The sequence below is a fragment of the Providencia sp. PROV182 genome (assembly GCF_028480325.1).
Classification (GTDB): Bacteria; Pseudomonadota; Gammaproteobacteria; order Enterobacterales; family Enterobacteriaceae; genus Providencia; species Providencia hangzhouensis.
Genome location: NZ_JAMPOL010000003.1, coordinates 141,954 through 163,478, shown reverse-complemented (window position 1 = coordinate 163,478; position 21,525 = coordinate 141,954). Strand labels below are relative to the sequence as shown.

Genomic DNA, 21,525 nt, shown 5'->3' with positions numbered 1-21,525 from the left:
ATGACTGCATGTTTTCAGAGTGTGGATTCTACGAACGAAATGACAGATATGCAATGGTAATGTATGCATTTTTTAAGATGTTTTATGCACTTTTTCAAAAGAGTGAGGATGAATAGAGTAAAGGACGAGATATAACCTAAAGTGAGAGTCTAAAAACAAAAAAACCAGCCGAGTAGGCTGGTTTTAACATCACATAAATTAGGACTATTTAAACAAGTCAGCACTGATAGTGACACTGCCACCATTAGATTGCCATTCTCTTGTAATATGAAAATATTTAGCCCCTTTCGCTTCCGCACGTTTTGCTATTTGATAGCGTACTTCAGGCGTATTGGTGTAATATCCAGAGAATGTAATAGAGTCAAATGGGACCATTTGTGCAGCTGCTGTTTTGTTGACCTCTTCGATAACATAACCACTTGGCAGAGTCACACTAGTACGACCCGGTTGACTGCTAGAGGTTTCAAAGAAGCGTCCGACTGCGGTTGTTGGTTCTTCAGAAGATGCAACACCAGGAATGCGAACTTTTTTAGCCGCTTCACCGCCCTCTGCTAACAGAGCACGACCAGCGTCAGAATCGGCAGGAACCACTGCGTCTTCATTAAGAACTTGTCGTTTCGGTGCATCTTTCTTATAGATATAAGCAGTTGCTAATGTATTTCCACCATCATTCATTGCGATATTACGAACCACATAGAACGAGGCAGCATTTTTCTCAAGTGCTTTTTTGGCGATAGCCTCATATAGGTCTGGTTGAGAAGGGTAAAAACCGCTTACAGTAACAGTATCAAAAGGCTCATATTCTGTTGCGTCAGTTTTTGACATTTCCTCAACACCACCGAATACACGACGTTTTGGTGTATCAACTTGTGGTGCATCTTTTGCGTAGACATCAGCAACAACACGCATGTTGCCGCTATCACCTACATCATCAAGGCTTTGAATGTAAAAGGCATATGCCCCCATTTTATCAGCCCTACGGGAGACTGCATCGGATGCTTCATAAATAGCATTAAAGCGCCCGGTGACTGTTATACGCTCATAAGGTTTTAATTCAGTAGCCTGTTTTGGCGTCAATTCAACAGCCGCCTGAGTAGCAGTTATACTAGTTAATGATAACACCGCGGCTGCGATGACCGTAGTTTTCAGCTTCATACAAAATCCTTCCGCCTTGCGCAATTTATTATAAACATGCTGAATCTTAGTTGTATCACATGTACGTGATTATTACACGTAACGGAACCTGTTGTCTCATGATTTTATTTTTATGAGAAATAAATAATTATTGACTAGTTAAATTTACCAGATTTTTTAAAGTATCCAGTATTTTATTGACCTAAAACTAAGATTTTCACTGCGAATTCCATTTACTGTCTAAGAATCGTGATCAATTATGGATCAAGAAGCTTATTTTCAGTAGGTTATTAGAACATTAAAAATCTGTTTAGGCACAAAATAAGACTTTTCTCTGTGATGACAGTCATTATTTTAGCAAACACTCTATTAACAACATTACGTTAGGCATTAAAAAGGGAACATTATGCGTATTGGTATACCAAGAGAACGACTTGCCAATGAAGCGCGTGTTGCAGCTACACCATCTACAGTAACTCAACTTCTTAAGTTAGGTTTTTCTGTCTGTGTAGAACAAAATGCGGGTCATTTAGCCAGTTTTGACGATGTAGCATACGAACAAGAGGGGGCGGAAATCGTTGATCGTGATACTGCATTTGCTGCGGATATCGTTTTTAAAGTCAACGCGCCACTGGATGATGAAATTCCTCTATTAAAAGAAGGAGCGACTCTGGTGAGTTTCATTTGGCCAGCACAGAATGCTGAGCTAATGGAAGCTTTAAAAGCTAGGAAAATTAACGTGATGGCGATGGATGCGGTACCACGCATTTCACGTGCTCAATCACTTGATGCGCTTAGCTCAATGGCGAATATTGCCGGCTACCGTGCAATTGTTGAAGCTGCTCACGAATTTGGCCGTTTCTTTACGGGGCAAATTACGGCCGCAGGTAAAGTTCCTCCAGCGAAAGTCATGATCATCGGGGCTGGGGTTGCAGGCCTTGCTGCGATTGGCGCTGCTGGTAGTTTAGGTGCCATTGTGCGTGCCTTTGACACTCGTCCTGAGGTGAAAGAGCAAGTTCAGAGTATGGGGGCTGAATTCCTTGAATTAGATTTCAAAGAAGAGGCCGGTAGTGGCGATGGCTACGCCAAAGTAATGTCAGAAGCATTTATTAAAGCTGAGATGGAACTGTTCGCTGCACAAGCGAAAGAAGTCGATATCATTGTAACTACGGCACTGATTCCAGGTAAGCCTGCACCTAAATTGATTACCAAGGAAATGGTTGAATCAATGAAGCCGGGGAGTGTGATTGTAGACTTAGCGGCGCAAACTGGGGGGAACTGTGAGTTAACCCAAGCTGACAAGCTGGTTGTGACTGACAATGGCGTAAAAATCATTGGTTATACCGACTTACCAAGCCGTTTACCAACACAATCATCGCAGTTATATGGAACAAACCTCGTTAACTTGATGAAGTTATTGTGCAAAGAGAAAAATGGTGAAATAGACATTGATTTTGAAGATCTGGTAATTCGTGGGGTCACTGTGATTAAACAAGGTGAAATCACTTGGCCAGCGCCCCCAATTCAGGTATCTGCTCAGCCGCAGGCGAAACCGCAAGCGGTGGAAAAAGTTAAAGCGCCTGAGAAAAAGATGTCACCGACGGTAAAATATGGCTTGATGGCATTAGCTATCATCTTGTTTGGTTGGTTTGCTAATTCAGCACCAAAAGAGTTTTTATCGCACTTTACTGTATTTGCTTTAGCTTGTGTGGTTGGTTATTACGTGGTGTGGAATGTGACTCATGCATTGCATACACCGTTAATGTCAGTCACTAACGCTATTTCAGGGATCATCGTCGTGGGCGCCTTGCTCCAGATTGGCAGCGGTGGCTGGGTAAGCTTCTTATCCTTTATCGCCATATTGATCGCGAGTATCAATATTTTCGGTGGGTTCACTGTAACTCAACGCATGTTAAAAATGTTTCGTAAAGGGTAAGGGGTAACTTATGTTGTCGAGTGGAATTGTGACAGCAGCTTACATAGTTGCTGCTATCCTATTTATTTTCAGCCTTGCGGGGCTATCCCGTCATGAAAGTTCCCAACGTGGGAATACTTATGGCATTATCGGGATGGCTATTGCCTTGATAGCCACTATTTTAGGTCCTCACAGTGCTAATGTGGGCTGGATGATCGTTGCGATGGTCATTGGTGCTGTCATTGGTATTCGCTTAGCGAAAAAAGTTGAAATGACAGAAATGCCTGAGCTGGTGGCTATTTTACATAGTTTCGTCGGTTTAGCTGCAGTGCTGGTTGGTTTTAACAGCTTTATCGCCAGTGAAGGGCATGCTGATGTTGTGATGGAAAACATTCACTTAACTGAAGTTTTCTTAGGGATCTTCATTGGTGCAGTTACCTTCACTGGTTCAGTAGTCGCTTATGGTAAATTATCAGGGAAAATGTCATCAAAACCGATGATGTTACCTAATCGCCATAAACTGAATTTAGCGGCGTTAGTGGTTTCATTTATTCTGTTAGTGATTTTTGTTAAAACAGAAAGTGTCGGCTTGCAAGTCTTCTTGATGCTAATTATGACCGCGATAGCTTTGGCTTTTGGCTGGCATTTAGTCGCTTCAATTGGTGGCGCGGACATGCCAGTAGTGGTTTCAATGCTGAATTCGTATTCAGGTTGGGCTGCTGCAGCGGCAGGTTTCATGTTAAGCAATGACTTGCTGATTGTCACAGGGGCATTGGTCGGTTCTTCAGGTGCGATTCTGTCCTATATTATGTGTAAGGCGATGAACCGTTCATTTATCAGTGTTATTGCAGGAGGCTTCGGTACAGATGGCTCTTCAACAGGCACAGAAGAAGAAATGGGTGAGTATCGCGAAAGCACCGCAGAGGAAGTCGCTGAAATGTTGAAAAACTCAACATCAGTAATTATCACTCCGGGGTATGGTATGGCGGTAGCACAAGCACAATATCCTGTTGCGGATATCACCACTAAATTACGCGAACGTGGTATTAATGTGCGTTTTGGTATTCACCCTGTAGCTGGGCGTTTACCTGGCCATATGAACGTATTATTAGCCGAAGCTAAAGTACCTTATGATATCGTATTGGAAATGGATGAAATTAATGATGATTTCTCTGATACCGATACCGTTCTTGTTATTGGTGCTAACGATACGGTTAACCCAGCGGCTCAAGAAGATCCAAACAGCCCAATTGCAGGTATGCCAGTTCTTGAAGTTTGGAAAGCAAGCAATGTCATTGTATTTAAACGTTCAATGAATACAGGCTATGCTGGGGTACAAAACCCATTATTCTTCAAAGAAAATACACAGATGTTGTTTGGTGATGCGAAAGATAGCGTTGATGCAATCTTACGTGCATTGTAATTTAATGAGTTACTAATTCATTTCAAAATAATTAGTAAAGTAAATAAGAAGGGGTGATTGGTTAATTCCAGTCACCCCTCCTTGATATTTGAGAGTTAAATCAGTTTATGTGATGCAGCCTTATAAACGCATCATTTGAGGCAAAATCGAGCGCAATTGGTTAGCCCTCGAGCAAAGGTAAACACTAATAAAAATGCTAGTGTAGATATAGTCAGCATGCTCATCATGAGAACTCCGCCATTGAAATGGTCCATGACGTATCCTCCTACTAGACTGCCAATAGTAATTAGAATTAAAAACATAAAGGTAATAAGGGCGGAACCTTTCTCAGTTAATTCCGGAACATGAACGTGCATCCACATATTGATTGTTGCAGGAACCATACCCGCAGCGATCCCCCATGAAAAAACAAATATGATACTGGTCGCCCAATTAAAATCTAAAACAGATAATGCGAGAAAAGCTAAGGCTAATAAAAGTGCACTAATCGCGAAATTATAACGAACATTATATTTTCCGACATAACCCGCCAGTATATTGCCAACTACGCTGGCCACCCCAAAAAAGAGCAATAATGCTGAAATTTGTCCTTCGATAAAACCTGCGGTTTGTTTAAAGAACACCGTAAAATAATTATACGCAGAGAAATGTGCTAAAAAAATCAGTGTGAATATAATTAACCCTTTACGCGCAATAGGGTGCGATGGCATCAATAACAATTCCTTCCATTGCATAGACGAAGAAGGTTTTAATGATGGTAAAGAGAAATACTGCATTAAAAACGCGACAGCACCTGCAATAACCAGCGCAATATAAGGCATTCTCCAACCATAATTATCAGATAACCAAGCGCCTAGAGGTACTCCGAGCACGGTGACTAATGTGACGGCTGAAAAGAATATTGTTACGGATGTGGTTATTGACATATTTTTAGGTGCTAGACGTATCACTAAGCCTGCTGCAACTCCCCAAAAACCCCCTAGTGCAATTCCTAATGCGAATCTACCTAATAAAACTAAACTAAAATTAGACGCGAAAGCCGTAATTGCATTAGCTAATATCATGAGAGCAACTAAGAAAAGTAAAACTTGGCGTCTATCGATATTTTTTGCATAAATGGGGACAAATAGGGAGGATGCCATACCTGCGATAGATGTGACAGTGACTGTAAGCCCTGCGGTACCTGTTGATATTTGAAAATCATAAGCGATGTTATTTAGCACGCTAATGGCTAAAAACTCACCAGTAACAATAATGAAGCAAGCAAAAGTTGCAGATAATAGTGAAAGCCAGTTACCATTATGCGAAGAAATATGAGTTGTTGTCATGCGCTTTCCGTGAAAGTTAAGTAGTTTACAAAAAAGAATGATTTTATAGTGACCGCTATAAAATCATGGCGCTATTGTTTATGTGAATTTAGACGTTGTCAATTATTTTTATAATGATCACTATAAAATAGTTGTGGTATAGTGAATTGACTGCGAGTAAAGTGAGAATATGAATCAAATAAAACGCGGGCGGCCTAAAGGCTTTGACCAACAAGATGCACTAGCTAAAGCCATGCTATTGTTTTGGCGAAATGGCTATGTTGCAACCTCAATTAGCGATTTAACTCAAGAGCTAGGTATCACAGCGCCTAGCCTTTACTGTGCTTTTGGTGATAAAGCATCGTTGTTTAATCAATGTATTGATTATTATTTGATGAATGAAGCTTGTCCTATTTTGTCTATTGTAAAGCAAGCCAAAACAGCGAAAATTGCAATTGAATTGCTGATGTATGAAAGCGCTAAAAGGCTAATTCAGCCAAATAAGCCTGCAGGTTGTATGCTGATTACAGCGACAATGAATGGGTCAAAGCAAATCGAAGATGTGCAATTAAACGTCCAAGAAAAACGGAAAAGTTATCAGGAAATTCTACTGGCACGTATGCGTAAAGGCATTGATGATGGTGATGTTGCTCCAGATGCGCCGATTGAAGCTATCGTTGATTTTTATATAACGGTAATTGATGGTTTTACCATACAAGCTTGTGATGGAATTGATCTTGAAAGACTTAATCAAGTCATTTTTAATGCTATGCAAGCTTGGCCGATACTTAGTCAAAGTTCAGTTCAGCAATAACTTAGCCATGATTAAATTAAGTCCCAATAACATAAATATTATTGGGGCTTAATAAGTTTTAGATGATTAGCTAATCATCATCAGCAGGGTTGATAGGACAAACAAAACCGTCAGGTTTAATCGCTAATAAATCACATTTTAGCTTATCGATGACATGCTCCGCGGTATTCCCCAAAAAAGCCGCTGAAATGCCTGTACGGCCCAAAATACCCAGTACCACAACCCCAGCGTGCAATTCTTCACACATATCTGGAATAATTTTTTCAGGTAAGCCTTCACGGACATGGGTATATTTTTCATCAATCCCAAATTTTTGCCGCAACTCTTTCATAGCAATTAAATGTTGGCCGCGTAGTGCGTTGTTATATAGGCTCGGGTCGAAATCAGGTAACTCTATGGCAATATTCATAGGAGCAACAGGATATGCACTCACTAAATGGATTTCCTGTTCCTTAATAATGCGAGTTGCTAAATCTTTTGTTTTTTCGACCAATTTGATATTGAGGTCATCGTGATAAGATTCCTCATTTGATAAGTTAACGGCGACAACCACTGAACCGTGATCAGGCCATACTTTGTCTTTTACCATCCAAACGGGAGCAGGGCATTTTCGGAGTAAATGCCAGTCTAGTGGGGTAAAAATAATCGACTCAAAATTATCGGTTTGATGCGCCATTTTCAGTAACAGGTCATGTTCACCATTTATTACTTCCTGAATAATGGCCTCATATGGCTTGTTATGCCAAATAACTTTAATTTCAATATCAATGCCCGCTTCAAGATAGAAATGAGCTTGTTGTTTGATCCACGCTGCTTTTTGGCTTATTACACCTTTGCGCATGGCATTACGTTCTTCAGGAGAAAGTAAGGTTGTCATGTCATAGGAAAGGTCGTAGATAGGCAAAAACGCTTTTATCCGTCCACCATTACGCTGCACGATGTAGACAGCACGTCTTAATGCAGGTTGATCATCCTGATTTGGGTCAATTGCAACTAGCAGGTTTTTATAGTTTGCCATATTGAAATCCTCTCGATACACGGATATTTCCATATAGATAAACTATGATATTGAGATTAAATAGGCAAGAAATCTGGAGAAAAAAATGAAAACGGATCACTGATAACGTGATCCGTTTAGGGATATTAGCATGTAATTGCTGAAACTTTACCAGCGATATCAGTCAGTTTAGCCATATCCTCGATAGTGATGTACTTACCTTTAACACTTAGCATGCCACTTTTTTGGAAACGTCCTAAAAGGCGACTAATGGTTTCAACTGTTAAGCCAAGATAATTACCGATATCTCCACGAGTCATGGTTAATCTAAATTCTCTTGGTGAAAAACCACGTTCCGCAAAGCGGTGAGAGAGGTTAAGAATAAATGCAGCTAAACGCTCTTCCGCATTTTTCTTAGATAATAAAAGGATCATTTCTTGATCACCTTTAATTTCACCGCTCATTAAACGCATAATTTGCTGACGTAAATTAGGCATCTTGCCTGATAAGTCGTCTAAGGTTTCAAAAGGTATTTCACAAACCATTGAGGTTTCAAGTGCTTGTGCAAAACTTGGGTGCTGTGTATGAATGATAGCATCAAAGCCAACAAGGTCTCCTGCTAAGTGAAAACCAGTAATTTGCTCATCGCCTTCTTCGGTTATTGTATAGCTTTTTATTGTACCTGAGCGGATGGCATATAATGAACGCAATTCATCGCCTGCTTTAAATAAAGCTTGGCCTTTTTGAATTGGTTTTTTGCGTTCGATGATATTATCAAGTTGATCCAGTTCATGTTCATTCAGCGTAAAAGGAATGCAAAGTTGGCTAATACTGCAATCCTGACAATGAATAGCACAACCACCAGACTGGATGCGACGAACAACTCTTTTTTCTGGGATCATATTTAAGGCTCAATCAAGTTAAAATTATTGATATGAGTCAATTTTAACATAAGATAATGCAACTAGTAAGTAGTAATGTATGACAGAATCGACTTAATAAACAAAAAAGCCAATCAGAAGGCATGTGAGAAATTAGTGAATTTAGATATTCATGCTAAATTAAAGAAGATTACTAAGTATATAATTTGATATAGATTAAATTTTAGCCTCTAAACGATAAAAAGATGACTTACATCATCATAGTAGTTACTACTCTAAACTGTCGTAATTAAGCACGAAATATTAAACTAATTAGCATTAATTTAACACAAAAATAAATTTAGGAATATCAATTTTTCAAATTAACCTCAAAAAGGAGAATATAATGGCACTTATCCAACAGTCTTTACCCACCTCGATGACAGTTGTAGACATTATAGAACCTGGTGGACCAGAAAAGCTGCGATTAATTGATATACCGTTACCTAGAATTTCTGCAGGGTATTTGCTCGTTAAGGTGGAAGCTGCGGGGGTTAATCGCCCTGATATTTTTCAGCGTAAGGGGTCTTATCCTCCACCGGCAGATGCTTCTCCGATTATGGGGCTTGAAATTGCAGGAACTATAGTTGCCAAGGCGGATGATGTAGAGGAATGGCAGCTCGGAGACAAAGTTTGTGGACTGGTTGCCGGGGGAGGTTATGCAGAATATTGTTTAGTGCATAAAAACATAGCCTTACCGTTAGGGAATTTATCTTTTATCGAGGGTGCAGCGCTACCTGAAAACTTTTTCACTGTTTGGGCAAATGTTTTTCAAATAGGCAAACTTAAAAAAGACGAAACGGTACTTATTCACGGTGGAACATCGGGAATTGGTAGCGTGGCAATTATGTTAGCAAAAGCCTTTGGCGCAACAGTGATTACTACTGTTGGTTCAGAAGACAAAGTTCAAGTTGCAAAATCGTTAGGCGCAAATTGTGTTATTAACTACAGAAACGATGATTTTGTTGAAGCAACACTCAATTATACCTCTTCTCGAGGTGTTGATATGGTCGTAGATATTATCGGTGGTGATTATGTTGCGAAAAATTATCAAGTTGCTGCTAAATTTGGACGAATAATTCAAATTGGTATGATGAAAGGTAACCCTAAAGAGTTAAATATGATGCCTTTAATGGTAAAAAGATTAACTCATACGGGATCAACAATGCGTTCTCGAACTATTGAGGAAAAAGCAGTGATTGCCCAAGAACTAAAGAAGCAAGTCTGGGGATTGTTACAAAATGGTGAAATAAAACCTATTATTAACAAAACATATCACTTGTCTCAGGTGCGGAGTGCCCATGAATATATGGAATCAGGTGATCTTGTTGGGAAAATTGTTTTGCTAAACAGTTAATTGTATTTACTTTCTGCGGTTTTCACTATTTCACTTTAGTTCTTTAAGAGCAGTGAAAATCGCACCATCTATAACAAATTTTTTACATATTCAAGCTTTTTCAGCGTAAAAATCTCTTTACAGTTGAATAAATTTTGTTTTTTTGTGCTTGTCCACAAATCAGAATGAAATTCCCATTAGTTTATTAATAATTTAATAGAAATAGATTATATCTATAAATAAGTTGGCCATTAACGGTTTGTTTATCAATAATTAATGCTTAAATGATATTTTTAAATGTATATCATTAATATATTGATATCTTTTATATAAACACAGCCCGTTATGCACTTTCCAATGATATTAAGTTAAGTAACTTAAGTGCAATTAGCACCCGTTAATTGTAGTTTGAAGGTGTAGTAATGATAAATAATTTTAAAAATTCAAAAATAAATGTAGATGCATTATTTTTAGGTCCTAAATCTGAAAATGCTGTCTTTTTCAAAGAAATGATGGAGTATTCAGTTAGTGAACATATGCATTGGCGTTCCAGCTATCATCCTGAAGATCCTGATCTTATCTCTACTGTTGACCGTTATGCTCCCGAGTACCGAGATACGCTTTATCGTACTGAAGGCATTCTTAATCAACTCTCTTCAAAATTAAAAACAACATCGGTTCCATGGTTCTCCCCCCGTTATATGGGGCATATGAATGCAGATACACTAATGATTTCTAATTTGGCTTATGTCATGGCGATGATGTACAACCCCAATAATTGTGCACAAGAATCTTCACCAACGACAACAGTTTTAGAAATAGAAGCCGGGTTAGATTTATGTGCCATGTTTGGTTATGACGTACAACATGCTTGGGGACATATTACATCTGGTGGAACGGTTGCTAACTACGAAGGTTTATGGGTAGCTAGAAATATTAAAACGTTGCCGTTAGCGATTATGCAGCATCCAAAATCCCAATACTTGCTAAAGGATAAAACTGAAAAAGAGTTACTCAATCTCTCAGTTTCCGCGGTTCTAGATTTAATTGACGAGTTAAAGAAACAACAAATTTTTGAGGAAATTCGTGATTTAACCTGCCGTGGTGTTGGAATAGAACAAGGAAAACTCGGTAAGTTATTGGTACCGCAGTCTAAACACTATTCATGGATGAAAGCGATGGATATTCTTGGTTTAGGCCAACAGAATATTGTGCAATTACCCGTTGATGCAAGTTATCGAACAGATGTACGTAAAATGCGTGAAACGGTATTTACATTAATTGAGCAAGGGGAGCCAATTTTAGCGGTAGTTGCCGTTGTTGGTACCACAGAAACTGGCGCAATAGACAATGTCAGAGAAGTTATTGAGCTACGACGTGAATGCGAGCAACGTTTTGGGGTTTCTTTTTATGTGCATATCGATGCTGCTTACGCGGGATACGCTTGTGCGATGTTTCGCGATGAAGAAAACCAATTTATGGAGTATGAGAATTTACTCCAACGCTATCATAGTGAAGGGATTTTTCCTGAAAATATGTTGTGGCCAAAACGTGATGTTTATGAAAGCTTTAAAGCATTAAGCCAAGCGGACTCGATTACCGTTGACCCTCATAAGGTGGGGTTTATTCCTTATGCGGCAGGTGCAATTTGTATGAAAGATAAGCGGATTGTGGATTTAGTTTCTTACCATGCCGCTTATGTATTTGAAGAGGTTCAAGAAAAGCAGCGTAAAACAGAAAAAACACAAAATGTATTATTGGGCTCATCTATTATGGAAGGGTCAAAAGCGGGCGCAACCGCAGCAGCGGTATGGGCTGCACATCGCTTAGTTCCGTTAAATGTTTTAGGGTATGGAAAAGTGATTGCGGCTGGGGTCATCACTGCCAATTGGATGATTGATAAAATTAATCAATGTGAGCCTTTTATTATTGAGGAACGTCAATTTTCAATTATAGCGATGCCAACGCCTGATTTTCACATGATTAACTTTATGTTTCGTGAAATTGGCAACACCTCTTTAGAAAAACAAAATCAATTAAATAAACGGTTATATGAATTATGCTCTTATGCGGCAGGCCGGAGTTATTCTAATGATTTTCTCACCTCATCAACCTCGCTAACTTATGAAGAATATGGCGATAACCCATTGAATCTATGTCGAGATGCACAATTCTCTGATAGTGAATGGCATAAAGTACGGTCGATTTATGTGCTACGGGCGGCAGTCATGACACATTGCCTGCGTGATAGGGCACATTTTGAAACCTATTGGGCAGAGTTAAAAAATATTTTTGAAGACAAATTACAACAACTCATTAATGAAGAAAATAAGTTAAATCACTCTAATTATAAAATTAATATTTAATTGATTGTTAGGATCTCAATATGAAAAATCGCACACTTGGTAGTGTATTTATTGTTGCAGGTACTACGATTGGCGCAGGTATGTTAGCCATGCCTATCGCTGCCGCGGGTAATGGTTTCTTAGTGAGCCTCGCTATGTTATTAGTGTTGTGGGCATTGATGTGCTACACGGCGTTACTTTTGGTCGAAGTTTATCAACATGAATCTCACGAAACTGGGATCGGTAGTGTTGCACAACGGTACTTAGGCTCTAGTGGCAAATTTATTACGGGTTTTAGTATGATGTTCCTGATGTATGCATTGACAGCAGCTTATGTCAGTGGAGCAGGGGAAATCATTACATCAAATTTGAAAAGTAGTTTTGCTATTGAAATGGCAGATTGGATGGGAATTGTTGTATTTACCGTCATTGGTGGGGGAGTTGTATGTTTCGGGACTTCATCCGTAGATTTTATCAACCGTATTTTATTTGCTGCAAAAATTGTTTTCTTAGTCATTATATTGGCATTAATGATGCCGCATGTTGAGCAACAAAATTTATTAGCTGCCCCAACTGAAAAAGTACTTATTTTATCTGCTATACCGGTGTTTTTTACCTCCTTTGGTTTTCATGGTAGCGTCCCAAGTATCGTTAAATACATGGGGGGAGATGTCAAAAAATTGCGGGTTATTTTTATTATCGGAAGTGCTATCCCGTTGATTGCTTATATTTTATGGCAAATCGCAACATTAGGGAGTATTGGTACAACCACATTTGTTGGTATTTTGGCGGAAAACGCAGGGCTTAATGGATTATTAGATGCAATTAAAGATGTGGCTCAATCAGGAAAAACAGAGTTAATTGCACAAATGTTTATGAGTTTGGCGCTTGCGACATCTTTCCTTGGTGTTGCTTTGGGGTTATTTGACTTTCTAGCGGATTTATTTAAACGTCAAGATAATGCGTCAGGGCGTCTACAAACAGGTTTGCTCACCTTTGGACCACCACTAGTTTTTGCTTTATTTTATCCTAAAGGGTTTGTGATGGCGTTAGGGTATGCCGCAATCGCACTTTCAATACTGGCTTTATTATTACCTAGTGCTATGGCATTTAAATCAAGAACATTAAACCAACGGAAATATCAAGTGTTAGGCGGTGGATTAGGTCTTTCATTAGTATTTATTTGTGGAATTATAGTCATTGGTGTTCAGTTAGGGATTGTTTTCAACATATTACCTAATATTGGGTAATTGTACTTCACTTCTATAGCCAGCCAACATACCGACGGCTGGCTTTGTCACTTCAAAAATAGGTTAATTTCATATCTATTGCCAACTTTACTCAGTTAGACAATTTACCGCACATTTTTTACTGTTGTGTCGACATTTAGTCGGTATAATCCATATAAGAATGATTATCATTAGCACGTTATGCATAAAAATAGATATATCTAAAGCTGGCATTTTCTGTAAAAGTAACTATCATATTAGATATATCGGTTTTTATATAAATAACCACTGAGAATTTTAATGGCAAATGAACAACAACTCGAGCCGTGTTTGTGCAACGGTAAAAGTGTCAGTCGTATGTTTAACCCTAAACAGTTAAGGATTTATATCCTACATTTACTGACAGGGGGAATTAATTACGGTTATGAGCTAATAAAAAAAATTGCAGAAGAAACGGCAGGTTTTTATTGCCCAAGCCCAGGTGTGATATATCCAACTCTGACGTTATTAGAGGAGTTAGGGTTTATTTCGGCGGGTAAAGATAATGGAAAAGGGCGTAAGTGTTATGTCATAACGCCAGAAGGTCGTTGTTTTTTATTACTCAAAGCTGAAATATTGGCAGAAGTTCAACTAAAATTAAAATATGCTCAGGAATTAAAAGCAGGTAATCAATTCGCTAATGAAATTGAATGCGCTGTAGATAAATTTAAGTCATTGTTGAGACACCAAATCGTGATACAACAGTTGACGAAAGAAGAGACAACAAGAGTCGTTGAGATCATTAACCGAGCAGTGGAACGTATTGAGCAAGTCAATGCAGTGTTAGTGGCAGAGGGAAAATCAAATGGCTAAAACGAATGATATTATACAAGCAAAAGAGCGTTTATATATGAAAGAGACAAGCAAAATACCACAGAGCAACGCCCCGGTTTCATCTGAAAATGAACCGTCTGTGAAGACGAATAAAGACGTTAAATTTAAAGAGGTTGTTTGCCCTAATGTGCCAACTTCATATTTTAAGCGAGCAAAGAAACAAAAAATAAAATAACCAATTAGATAGTTTACAAAATCTTTATTCACTTAAAAGACATAAAGAATAAACCTTATTTATTTTCTTATTGATGAATAACGCGACTCAGTCTTCTATTATTCCATCAATAAGGTAAATTTTAGGGTGCATATAATTATTTTGTAAACTTTAGCTATGATCCTATATCAATATATAACTTCATAAAAAATCCCCTGATCACTTAACGTAACCAGGGGTATCGGTTACAAGCCCAATTTAGCGTGTATTTGGGCTATTTCGTTGATCCACTGCTGCTGTAATTGCGGTTTTTGGTGGTTTAATTTGCGTTTTTGATCCGCAAGTAGCTTTTGCTCCAATATCAGCAATGTTTCTAACAACTCATCTTCATGAGTAGCTTCCTTACTGAGAATTTCAATCGTTGATTTAGAAGGGCCATTTTCCCCAAGCGTAGACGTTAACACTTGCTGGGATTGCTGCTCGATTTTATGATAAATATCATCAGCATTAAGGTATTCCTCTAGCCGATTATCATCGATAAACCAGAAGCGTTGGCAGCTATTTTCAATGAGCCATTTATCATGGCTTACAACCAATAATGCCCCAGAAAATAAGCTAATTTGCTCACAAAGCGCTTCCTTGCCTTCTAGATCAAGGTGATTGGTAGGTTCGTCTAACAAAATCAACTCATACTGAGCTAAACTTAAACCAATAAACAATAATCTAGCGCGTTCACCACCGCTCAGTGTTGCCACTTTCTGTTGGTGACGATTATAGGCAAACCCCGCTCCAATCAATGCCATTTTTCGTTGTTCATCGGTTAAAGGTGAAAAATGACGTAGTGCATCTAATAGGCTATCATTATCATTTAACTGCTCTAATTGTTGGTCATAATAACCAGCACGAATTGCTGGATGAAACTTCAATTGTGAGCTATAGCGTAAATCTTGTTGATAATGTTGCCAAAGTAGACGTAATAGTGTTGATTTACCACAGCCATTGGCTCCCATGATAGCGATACGATCACCACTTTTCACTTGATGAAATGCCGTTTTAAATAACTGATTTCCATTCGGTGTTGAAACAACGGTGTTTTCCAACTCTAAAACTCTATCTGCAGGAATAGCTTTGCCATTTAAAGCAAGCTTCCATTGATAGCCTTCAGTTAGCTCAGTTTGGGCATCTTTAAGACGGTCAATATGTTTTTCCATCTGTTTAGCTTTGCGTGATAAGGCTTCATTGTCATACACATGCCCCCAAATCGCTAAGCGCTTGGCACTTGATGCAATACGGTCAATTTCTTTTTGCTCGGCTTGATTACGACGTGCATCAGTGATGTCTTTTTCACTTAATGCTTGCCGTGCTGCACTGCAAGGTAACCGATAAAAATGTAATGATTTATCTCGTAAAATCCAAGTACAGTTACTGACTTTATCTAATAACGATTGGTCATGGGAAACTAGCACAAAACTCCCTTTCCATGACTGTAAGAAATTACCTAACCAAATCAGTGTGGGCAAATCTAAATGATTACTAGGTTCATCGAGTAACAGTAAATCGGGTTGTTCAATTAAAGCACGCCCCAGCAGCAAACGTGTATGTTGTCCTCCACTGATGGCATTCGCTTTTTGTTCCCATTGTTCAGGTGTAAAACCTAATTCTGATAATAAAACTTCAGCCCGCCAGCGCTCAGTGACTTTATCTTGTTCAGGGAGTTTTTGAACAAGCGCATCAATCAGAGTCAAACAAGCGATTTCATCGGGTAAATGTTGTTCAATATAAGCAGTAACACAATGATTTGCATAGGTAATACTGCCACTATTAGGAAACAGTTGTTGGGTTATTAGCTTCAATAATGTACTTTTTCCACTCCCGTTATGGCCAATTAAACCAATGCGGTCACCTTGTTGGATGGTAAAAGAAATATCGCTTAATAAGGTAGAGGTTGAAGTATCGTAATTTAATGATTTTACAGTTAATAAAGTGCTCATAGCTTACTCAAATTTTAGGCGAAAAAACGCCAGGGTATAGTCGTAACGACAACCCAGTAAGCTGAGGGAAGATTTTCTTTAGTGGCTTCGCTCAGGCAGGGTTATCGCAGTATAAAACTGTGAAAGCCTGAGCTCTGGCGATTACCAAAGAAGTGTGAATATTCAATAAGATCACACAACAACATAAATTAGCCTCCTTAATATTCATTTAGTTAATCGATGAGAGAATTATAGCTAATATGTTATTTAACCAACAAGGTCCGAAAATGCGCTCTCTGATTATTATAGGAAAAAGCATATACAGGTATAAATGTTACTTATATCATGCGCGAAGAAATGAATAATATTGCTGTGAATTGGGTTCTTGCTATGTAGCGTTTAAAATCATGATTCAAAAAACAAGAGAGCCCCAAATGAACGTAGAAATAAAACCCGCAACATGTGATGACGCTGCTTTGATATTAGATATGATCATTGAATTGGCAGATTATGAAAAAGCACGTCACGAAGTTAAAGCCACGGTAGCTGATATTGAAAATTCCTTATTTGGAGCGAATTCAAGCACAGAAGCCTTAATCTGTTATGTGGATGGCCAGCCAGCAGGGTATGCCGTATTTTTTACGAGTTATTCAACATGGTTAGGGAATAATGGTATTTATTTAGAAGATTTGTATGTCTCCCCAGATTTTCGTGGCGCGGGTGCAGGAAAGAAGTTACTCAAGCATATTGCAGTGTTAGCCGTAGAACGAAAGTGCCAACGGCTGGAATGGAGTGTTTTAGATTGGAACCAGCCAGCAATTGATTTTTATAAAAGTATTGGCGCAGAACCGCAAGATGAATGGGTTCGTTACCGAATGGATGAAAAAGTGATTGCTGCATTCGCAAGCTAATATTTATTCATATTCAAACATCGTTGAATAAAGCCAGTAAATTAAGTTACTGGCTTTATTTTTTTATTTTGAATTAAATATGTACAATTAATGCCTTATCCTGATTTTTGTGAGTTTATTCTGTTTTTTTGTGACATAAGGCAACTAAACTTAAACCAAATGTTGATAAAATGCCATTAAATTAAGTAGATAGCCAATTTAATGGTAGTGCTAACACTTACTTGGCCAAGTTTTAAATAAAAATAATATTTTTAGTTTTAAGGGTATTTATTTCGTATAGAGACAGTTATGTCATTTTATTAATAATCACCAGGTTAATAATCAAAATAATTGTTGTTCCTTGTTTTCTCATTTAATGGAAAGGGATGGTATGAAAATAAATAAACAAAAAGTATCTTTTTACATCATTTTAATATTAATTATTGTTGCGGGTGGTTTCTATTACTGGAATGTTAATTCAGGTGGTCTACCCGCTGGATTCGCTCAAAGTAACGGCCGTATAGAAGCAACAGAAATTGATATTGCCACTAAGACGGCAGGACGTATTGAAACGATTAATGTAAAAGAAGGGGATTTTGTTAAAGAAGGGCAAGAACTTGCTCGCATGGATACGCGAGCACTCCAAGAGCAACTCCATGAAGTACAGGCACAATTACGCCAAGCCATCAGTGCAGTGACCACTGCCGAGTCTGCTTTAGCGCAACGTAAAAGCGAAAAAGTTGCAGCCCAGGCTGTTGTTCGTCAACGTGAAGCGGAGTTAGACGCAGCGCAAAAACGGTTAAATCGTTCTAGAGCTTTGGTGAGAACCAACGCCGTATCTCAGCAACAAGTCGATGATGATACAGCACAGATGCAAGGCTCTCGTGCAGCACTGGAAGCGTCAAAAGCTCAAGTTGCCGCCGCGACATCAGCCATTGATTCTGCAAGCGCTGGTATAGTCCAAGCGAAAAACCGTGTTGATGCAGCGACAGCAACGGAACGCCGTATTATTGCGGACTTAGATGACAGTATTCTAAAAGCGCCAAGAAACGGGCGTATTCAATATCGTGTCGCTGAGCCTGGAGAGGTACTTGGCGCTGGCGGACGAGTCTTGAACATGGTCGATTTAAGTGATGTGTATATGACATTTTTCTTACCGACTGAAGATGCAGGAAAAGTTGCCTTAGGCAGTGATGTTCACATCATACTTGACGCTGCACCAAATATCGTGATCCCAGCCAAAACCACTTTCGTGGCGAGTGTTGCTCAATTCACACCGAAAACCGTAGAAACACAAAATGAACGCCTAAAATTAATGTTCAGAGTGCGTGCACGAATTTCGCCTGAATTATTAGAGCAACATCTAGAATATGTGAAAACAGGGCTGCCCGGAAAAGCTTATGTGCGTTTAGACCCTAATGAATCTTGGCCTGCTGAATTAGAGGTGAGATTACCACAATGACCAATAAACTGATGGATGATGTGATTATCGATATACAACATGTCAGCCAACATTATGGTGACAATTGTGCGTTGGATGACATAGTACTTTCCATCCCAGCAAGAAAAATGGTTGGGTTGATTGGCCCTGATGGTGTAGGAAAATCAAGCCTGATCTCCCTGATTGCAGGGGCAAGAGTGATTCAACAAGGCCAAATAACGGTACTTGACGGTGATATGAGTGATATTGAGCATCGTAGAGCTGTTTGCCCTCGCATCGCCTACATGCCGCAAGGTTTAGGGAAGAATCTCTACCATACGTTATCTGTTTATGAAAACGTCGACTTTTTTGGCCGCTTATTTGGCCAATCAAAAGCTGAGCGTGAATATCGGATTCAGGATTTGCTTGAAAGTACAGGGCTTGCGCCATTTAAAGACCGTCCAGCAGGCAAATTATCAGGAGGGATGAAACAAAAGCTTGGGTTATGCTGTGCGCTAATTCATGATCCCGATTTATTAATTTTGGATGAACCTACTACAGGGGTTGACCCGTTATCTCGTGCGCAATTTTGGGATTTAATTGACCGCATTCGTTTGCGACAAACCAATATGAGCGTTTTGGTCGCAACGGCTTATATGGAAGAGGCCGAACGCTTTGATTGGTTAGTGGCAATGGATGATGGCAAGGTGCTCGCTACAGGTCATGCATCTGAATTAAAAGCCCAAACTCAATGTGATGATCTTGAAGCTGCGTTTATTGAATTACTACCTGAAGAAAAACGCAGTGGCCACAAAAAAGTCGTGATCCCTCCACGTGATACTACAGAAGACAATATTATTGCTATTGAAGCCCAAGACCTAACTATGCGTTTTGGTAACTTCGTCGCTGTTGACCATGTGAATTTTAAGATCCCAAAAGGGGAGATTTTTGGTTTCTTAGGGTCTAATGGCTGTGGTAAATCAACCACTATGAAAATGTTGACGGGTTTATTACAAGCCAGTGAAGGGCAAGCATGGCTATTTGGTCAAGAAATAGATCCGAAAGATATCGAAACACGTAAGCGTGTCGGCTACATGTCGCAAGCATTTTCACTATATAGTGAATTGAGTGTTGAGCAAAATCTCGTACTTCACGCCAAGCTTTTTCATATAGCTGAGGACAAAATTCCCCAGCGAGTGGACGAAATGTGCCAGCGTTTTGAACTTGATGATGTGCGAGACGTAATGCCTGACGATTTACCTTTAGGGATCCGGCAAAGGTTATCTTTAGCTGTCGCAGTTATTCATGAACCTGAAATGTTAATCCTCGATGAGCCAACTTCGGGAGTAGACCCCGTTGCCAGAGATATGTTCTGGAATTTGATGGTCGATCTATCAAGACGTGACGGTGTCACAATTTTTATTTCTACGCACTTTATGAATGAAGCAGAGCGCTGTGACCGTATTTCACTCATGCATGCAGGTAAAGTCTTAGATTGTGATACCCCTGCTAACCTGACCAAAAAAAGAGGCCTTGGCACGCTTGAAGAAACCTTTATTGCTTATTTACAGGATGCTGTGGGGGATGCAGGACAAGGGCAAGAAACTGCCCCTGAGTTCCATGTTGACCCTGAACTGAAAGAACAAGCGACCGAAGCGTTAAAAAAACGTTTTAGTTTACGTCGGTTATTCAGTTATTCCATTCGAGAAGGGATGGAATTACGTCGTGACCCAGTGCGTTCAACACTCGCGTTATTAGGGACTGTAATTCTTATGTTTATTATGGGTTACGGTATTAGTATGGATGTCGAAAATTTACGTTTTTCCGTACTAGATCGCGACCAAACGGGGTTAAGTCAAGGATATACGCTGAACTTAGCAGGTTCACGTTACTTTATCGAACAACTACCAATCAAGGATTATGATGATTTAGAGGCTGGTATGCGTAGCGGTAAGATTACCGTTGCGATTGAAATTCCGCCTAACTTCGCAAGGGACGTTGCACGCGGCAATAACGTTAAAATTGGCGTGTGGATTGATGGTGCGATGCCAAACCGCGCTGAAACTGTGCGTGGTTATGTGCAAGCGATGCACTTAGCATGGCTAAGTACGATGGCTGCTCGCCAACCCGTTGGCGTTGCTGGTATGCCAGCTATCGACATTGAAACCCGATATCGTTATAACCCAGATGTTCGTAGTTTACCGGCGATTGTTCCCGCAGTTATTCCATTATTATTAATGATGATCCCCGCAATGCTTAGCGCGTTGAGTGTTGTTCGGGAAAAAGAGCTTGGTTCGATTATCAATCTTTATGTCACTCCGATCACCAAATTAGAGTTTTTACTTGGAAAGCAGGTCCCTTATATTTTATTAGGCATGTTTAACTTTGTATTACTTTGCATACTGTCCGTCTATATATTTGGTGTTGAATTTAAAGGTAGTTTTCTGACGTTAACCTTGGCCGCATTTTTGTATATCAGTATTGCAACAGGAATGGGGTTATTGATTTCATGCTTTATGAAAAGTCAAATTGCAGCAATTTTTGGTACTTCTATCATCACTCTGATACCAGCAACACAATTTTCAGGAATGATTGACCCAGTTTCATCATTGGAAGGTATTGGCCGCTGGGTTGGGATGGTTTATCCAACATCACACTTTTTAACTATCACGCGAGGAACCTTCTCTAAGGGACTAAATTTATTCGATTTACAGTCATCGTTTATCCCATTACTGATCACTGTTCCATTGGTTATTGGGCTCAGTGTTTTATTCCTGAAAAAGCAGGAGGCATAGCGA

16 protein-coding genes are annotated in these 21,525 nt (G+C 39.3%); 11 read left to right on the top strand and 5 right to left on the bottom strand.

What is annotated here, in order from left to right:
• Positions 1 to 204 precede the first annotated feature (204 nt).
• Positions 205 to 1,155, bottom strand: a complete 951-nt coding sequence (gene ydgH / locus PR834_RS02740; RefSeq protein WP_004254841.1) for a DUF1471 family protein YdgH — start codon at positions 1,153 to 1,155, stop codon at positions 205 to 207.
• A 385-nt stretch (positions 1,156 to 1,540) separates the two neighbouring features.
• On the opposite strand from ydgH, the gene pntA reads away from it, so the two are divergent.
• Together pntA and pntB are read left to right on the top strand one after the other, a co-directional pair.
• The gene (gene pntA / locus PR834_RS02735) at positions 1,541 to 3,070 is read left to right on the top strand and encodes a Re/Si-specific NAD(P)(+) transhydrogenase subunit alpha (RefSeq protein ID WP_272536405.1); all 1,530 of its coding nucleotides are present in this window, start codon (positions 1,541 to 1,543) and stop codon (positions 3,068 to 3,070) included.
• A 13-nt stretch (positions 3,071 to 3,083) separates the two neighbouring features.
• On the top strand, positions 3,084 to 4,472 hold the full coding sequence (gene pntB / locus PR834_RS02730; RefSeq protein WP_094960629.1) for a Re/Si-specific NAD(P)(+) transhydrogenase subunit beta: 1,389 nt from the start codon (positions 3,084 to 3,086) through the stop codon (positions 4,470 to 4,472).
• A gap of 131 nt (positions 4,473 to 4,603) precedes the next feature.
• Here the strand turns inward: pntB and PR834_RS02725 are convergent, their stop codons facing one another.
• A complete protein-coding gene (locus PR834_RS02725) occupies positions 4,604 to 5,800 on the bottom strand; it encodes an MFS transporter (protein WP_272525464.1) in 1,197 nt (398 codons plus the stop codon).
• Positions 5,801 to 5,969: 169 nt separating this feature from the next.
• On the opposite strand from PR834_RS02725, the gene PR834_RS02720 reads away from it, so the two are divergent.
• A complete protein-coding gene (locus PR834_RS02720; protein WP_004254827.1) occupies positions 5,970 to 6,593 on the top strand; it encodes a TetR/AcrR family transcriptional regulator in 624 nt (207 codons plus the stop codon).
• A gap of 70 nt (positions 6,594 to 6,663) precedes the next feature.
• Here PR834_RS02720 and uspE read toward each other — a convergent pair whose 3' ends face one another.
• Both uspE and PR834_RS02710 read right to left on the bottom strand, forming a co-directional pair.
• The gene (uspE, locus tag PR834_RS02715) at positions 6,664 to 7,611 is read right to left on the bottom strand and encodes a universal stress protein UspE (protein WP_036957775.1); all 948 of its coding nucleotides are present in this window, start codon (positions 7,609 to 7,611) and stop codon (positions 6,664 to 6,666) included.
• Positions 7,612 to 7,736: 125 nt separating this feature from the next.
• Complete coding sequence (locus tag PR834_RS02710) at positions 7,737 to 8,492, bottom strand: FNR family transcription factor (protein ID WP_004254821.1); 756 nt, start codon at positions 8,490 to 8,492, stop codon at positions 7,737 to 7,739.
• 364 nt (positions 8,493 to 8,856) lie between these two features.
• Between PR834_RS02710 and PR834_RS02705 the strand changes: the two genes are divergently transcribed.
• From PR834_RS02705 to PR834_RS02685, 5 genes are all read left to right on the top strand, one after another.
• On the top strand, positions 8,857 to 9,867 hold the full coding sequence (locus tag PR834_RS02705; RefSeq protein WP_272536404.1) for an NAD(P)H-quinone oxidoreductase: 1,011 nt from the start codon (positions 8,857 to 8,859) through the stop codon (positions 9,865 to 9,867).
• Positions 9,868 to 10,271: 404 nt separating this feature from the next.
• A complete protein-coding gene (locus PR834_RS02700; protein ID WP_112307149.1) occupies positions 10,272 to 12,212 on the top strand; it encodes a pyridoxal phosphate-dependent decarboxylase family protein in 1,941 nt (646 codons plus the stop codon).
• 20 nt (positions 12,213 to 12,232) lie between these two features.
• Positions 12,233 to 13,441: a tyrosine transporter TyrP gene (gene tyrP / locus PR834_RS02695; protein ID WP_004254811.1), complete on the top strand. Its 1,209-nt coding sequence runs from the start codon at positions 12,233 to 12,235 to the stop codon at positions 13,439 to 13,441.
• Positions 13,442 to 13,720: 279 nt separating this feature from the next.
• On the top strand, positions 13,721 to 14,272 hold the full coding sequence (locus tag PR834_RS02690; RefSeq protein WP_004254808.1) for a PadR family transcriptional regulator: 552 nt from the start codon (positions 13,721 to 13,723) through the stop codon (positions 14,270 to 14,272).
• Positions 14,265 to 14,468: a hypothetical protein gene (locus PR834_RS02685; protein WP_004254804.1), complete on the top strand. Its 204-nt coding sequence runs from the start codon at positions 14,265 to 14,267 to the stop codon at positions 14,466 to 14,468. The genes PR834_RS02690 and PR834_RS02685 overlap by 8 nt, the downstream gene beginning before the upstream one ends.
• 224 nt (positions 14,469 to 14,692) lie before the next feature.
• Here PR834_RS02685 and PR834_RS02680 read toward each other — a convergent pair whose 3' ends face one another.
• The gene (locus PR834_RS02680) at positions 14,693 to 16,438 is read right to left on the bottom strand and encodes an ABC-F family ATP-binding cassette domain-containing protein (protein WP_272536403.1); all 1,746 of its coding nucleotides are present in this window, start codon (positions 16,436 to 16,438) and stop codon (positions 14,693 to 14,695) included.
• A 413-nt stretch (positions 16,439 to 16,851) separates the two neighbouring features.
• Here PR834_RS02680 and PR834_RS02675 point away from each other — a divergent pair, with 413 nt between their 5' ends.
• From PR834_RS02675 to rbbA, 3 genes are all read left to right on the top strand, one after another.
• The gene (locus PR834_RS02675) at positions 16,852 to 17,328 is read left to right on the top strand and encodes a GNAT family N-acetyltransferase (RefSeq protein ID WP_036957770.1); all 477 of its coding nucleotides are present in this window, start codon (positions 16,852 to 16,854) and stop codon (positions 17,326 to 17,328) included.
• A gap of 370 nt (positions 17,329 to 17,698) precedes the next feature.
• Positions 17,699 to 18,769 (top strand): HlyD family secretion protein, encoded by a 1,071-nt coding sequence (locus PR834_RS02670; protein WP_036957769.1) that lies wholly within the window; start codon positions 17,699 to 17,701, stop codon positions 18,767 to 18,769.
• A complete protein-coding gene (gene rbbA, locus PR834_RS02665) occupies positions 18,766 to 21,522 on the top strand; it encodes a ribosome-associated ATPase/putative transporter RbbA (RefSeq protein ID WP_272536402.1) in 2,757 nt (918 codons plus the stop codon). The genes PR834_RS02670 and rbbA overlap by 4 nt, the downstream gene beginning before the upstream one ends.
• The last annotated feature ends 3 nt before the right edge of the window (positions 21,523 to 21,525 follow it).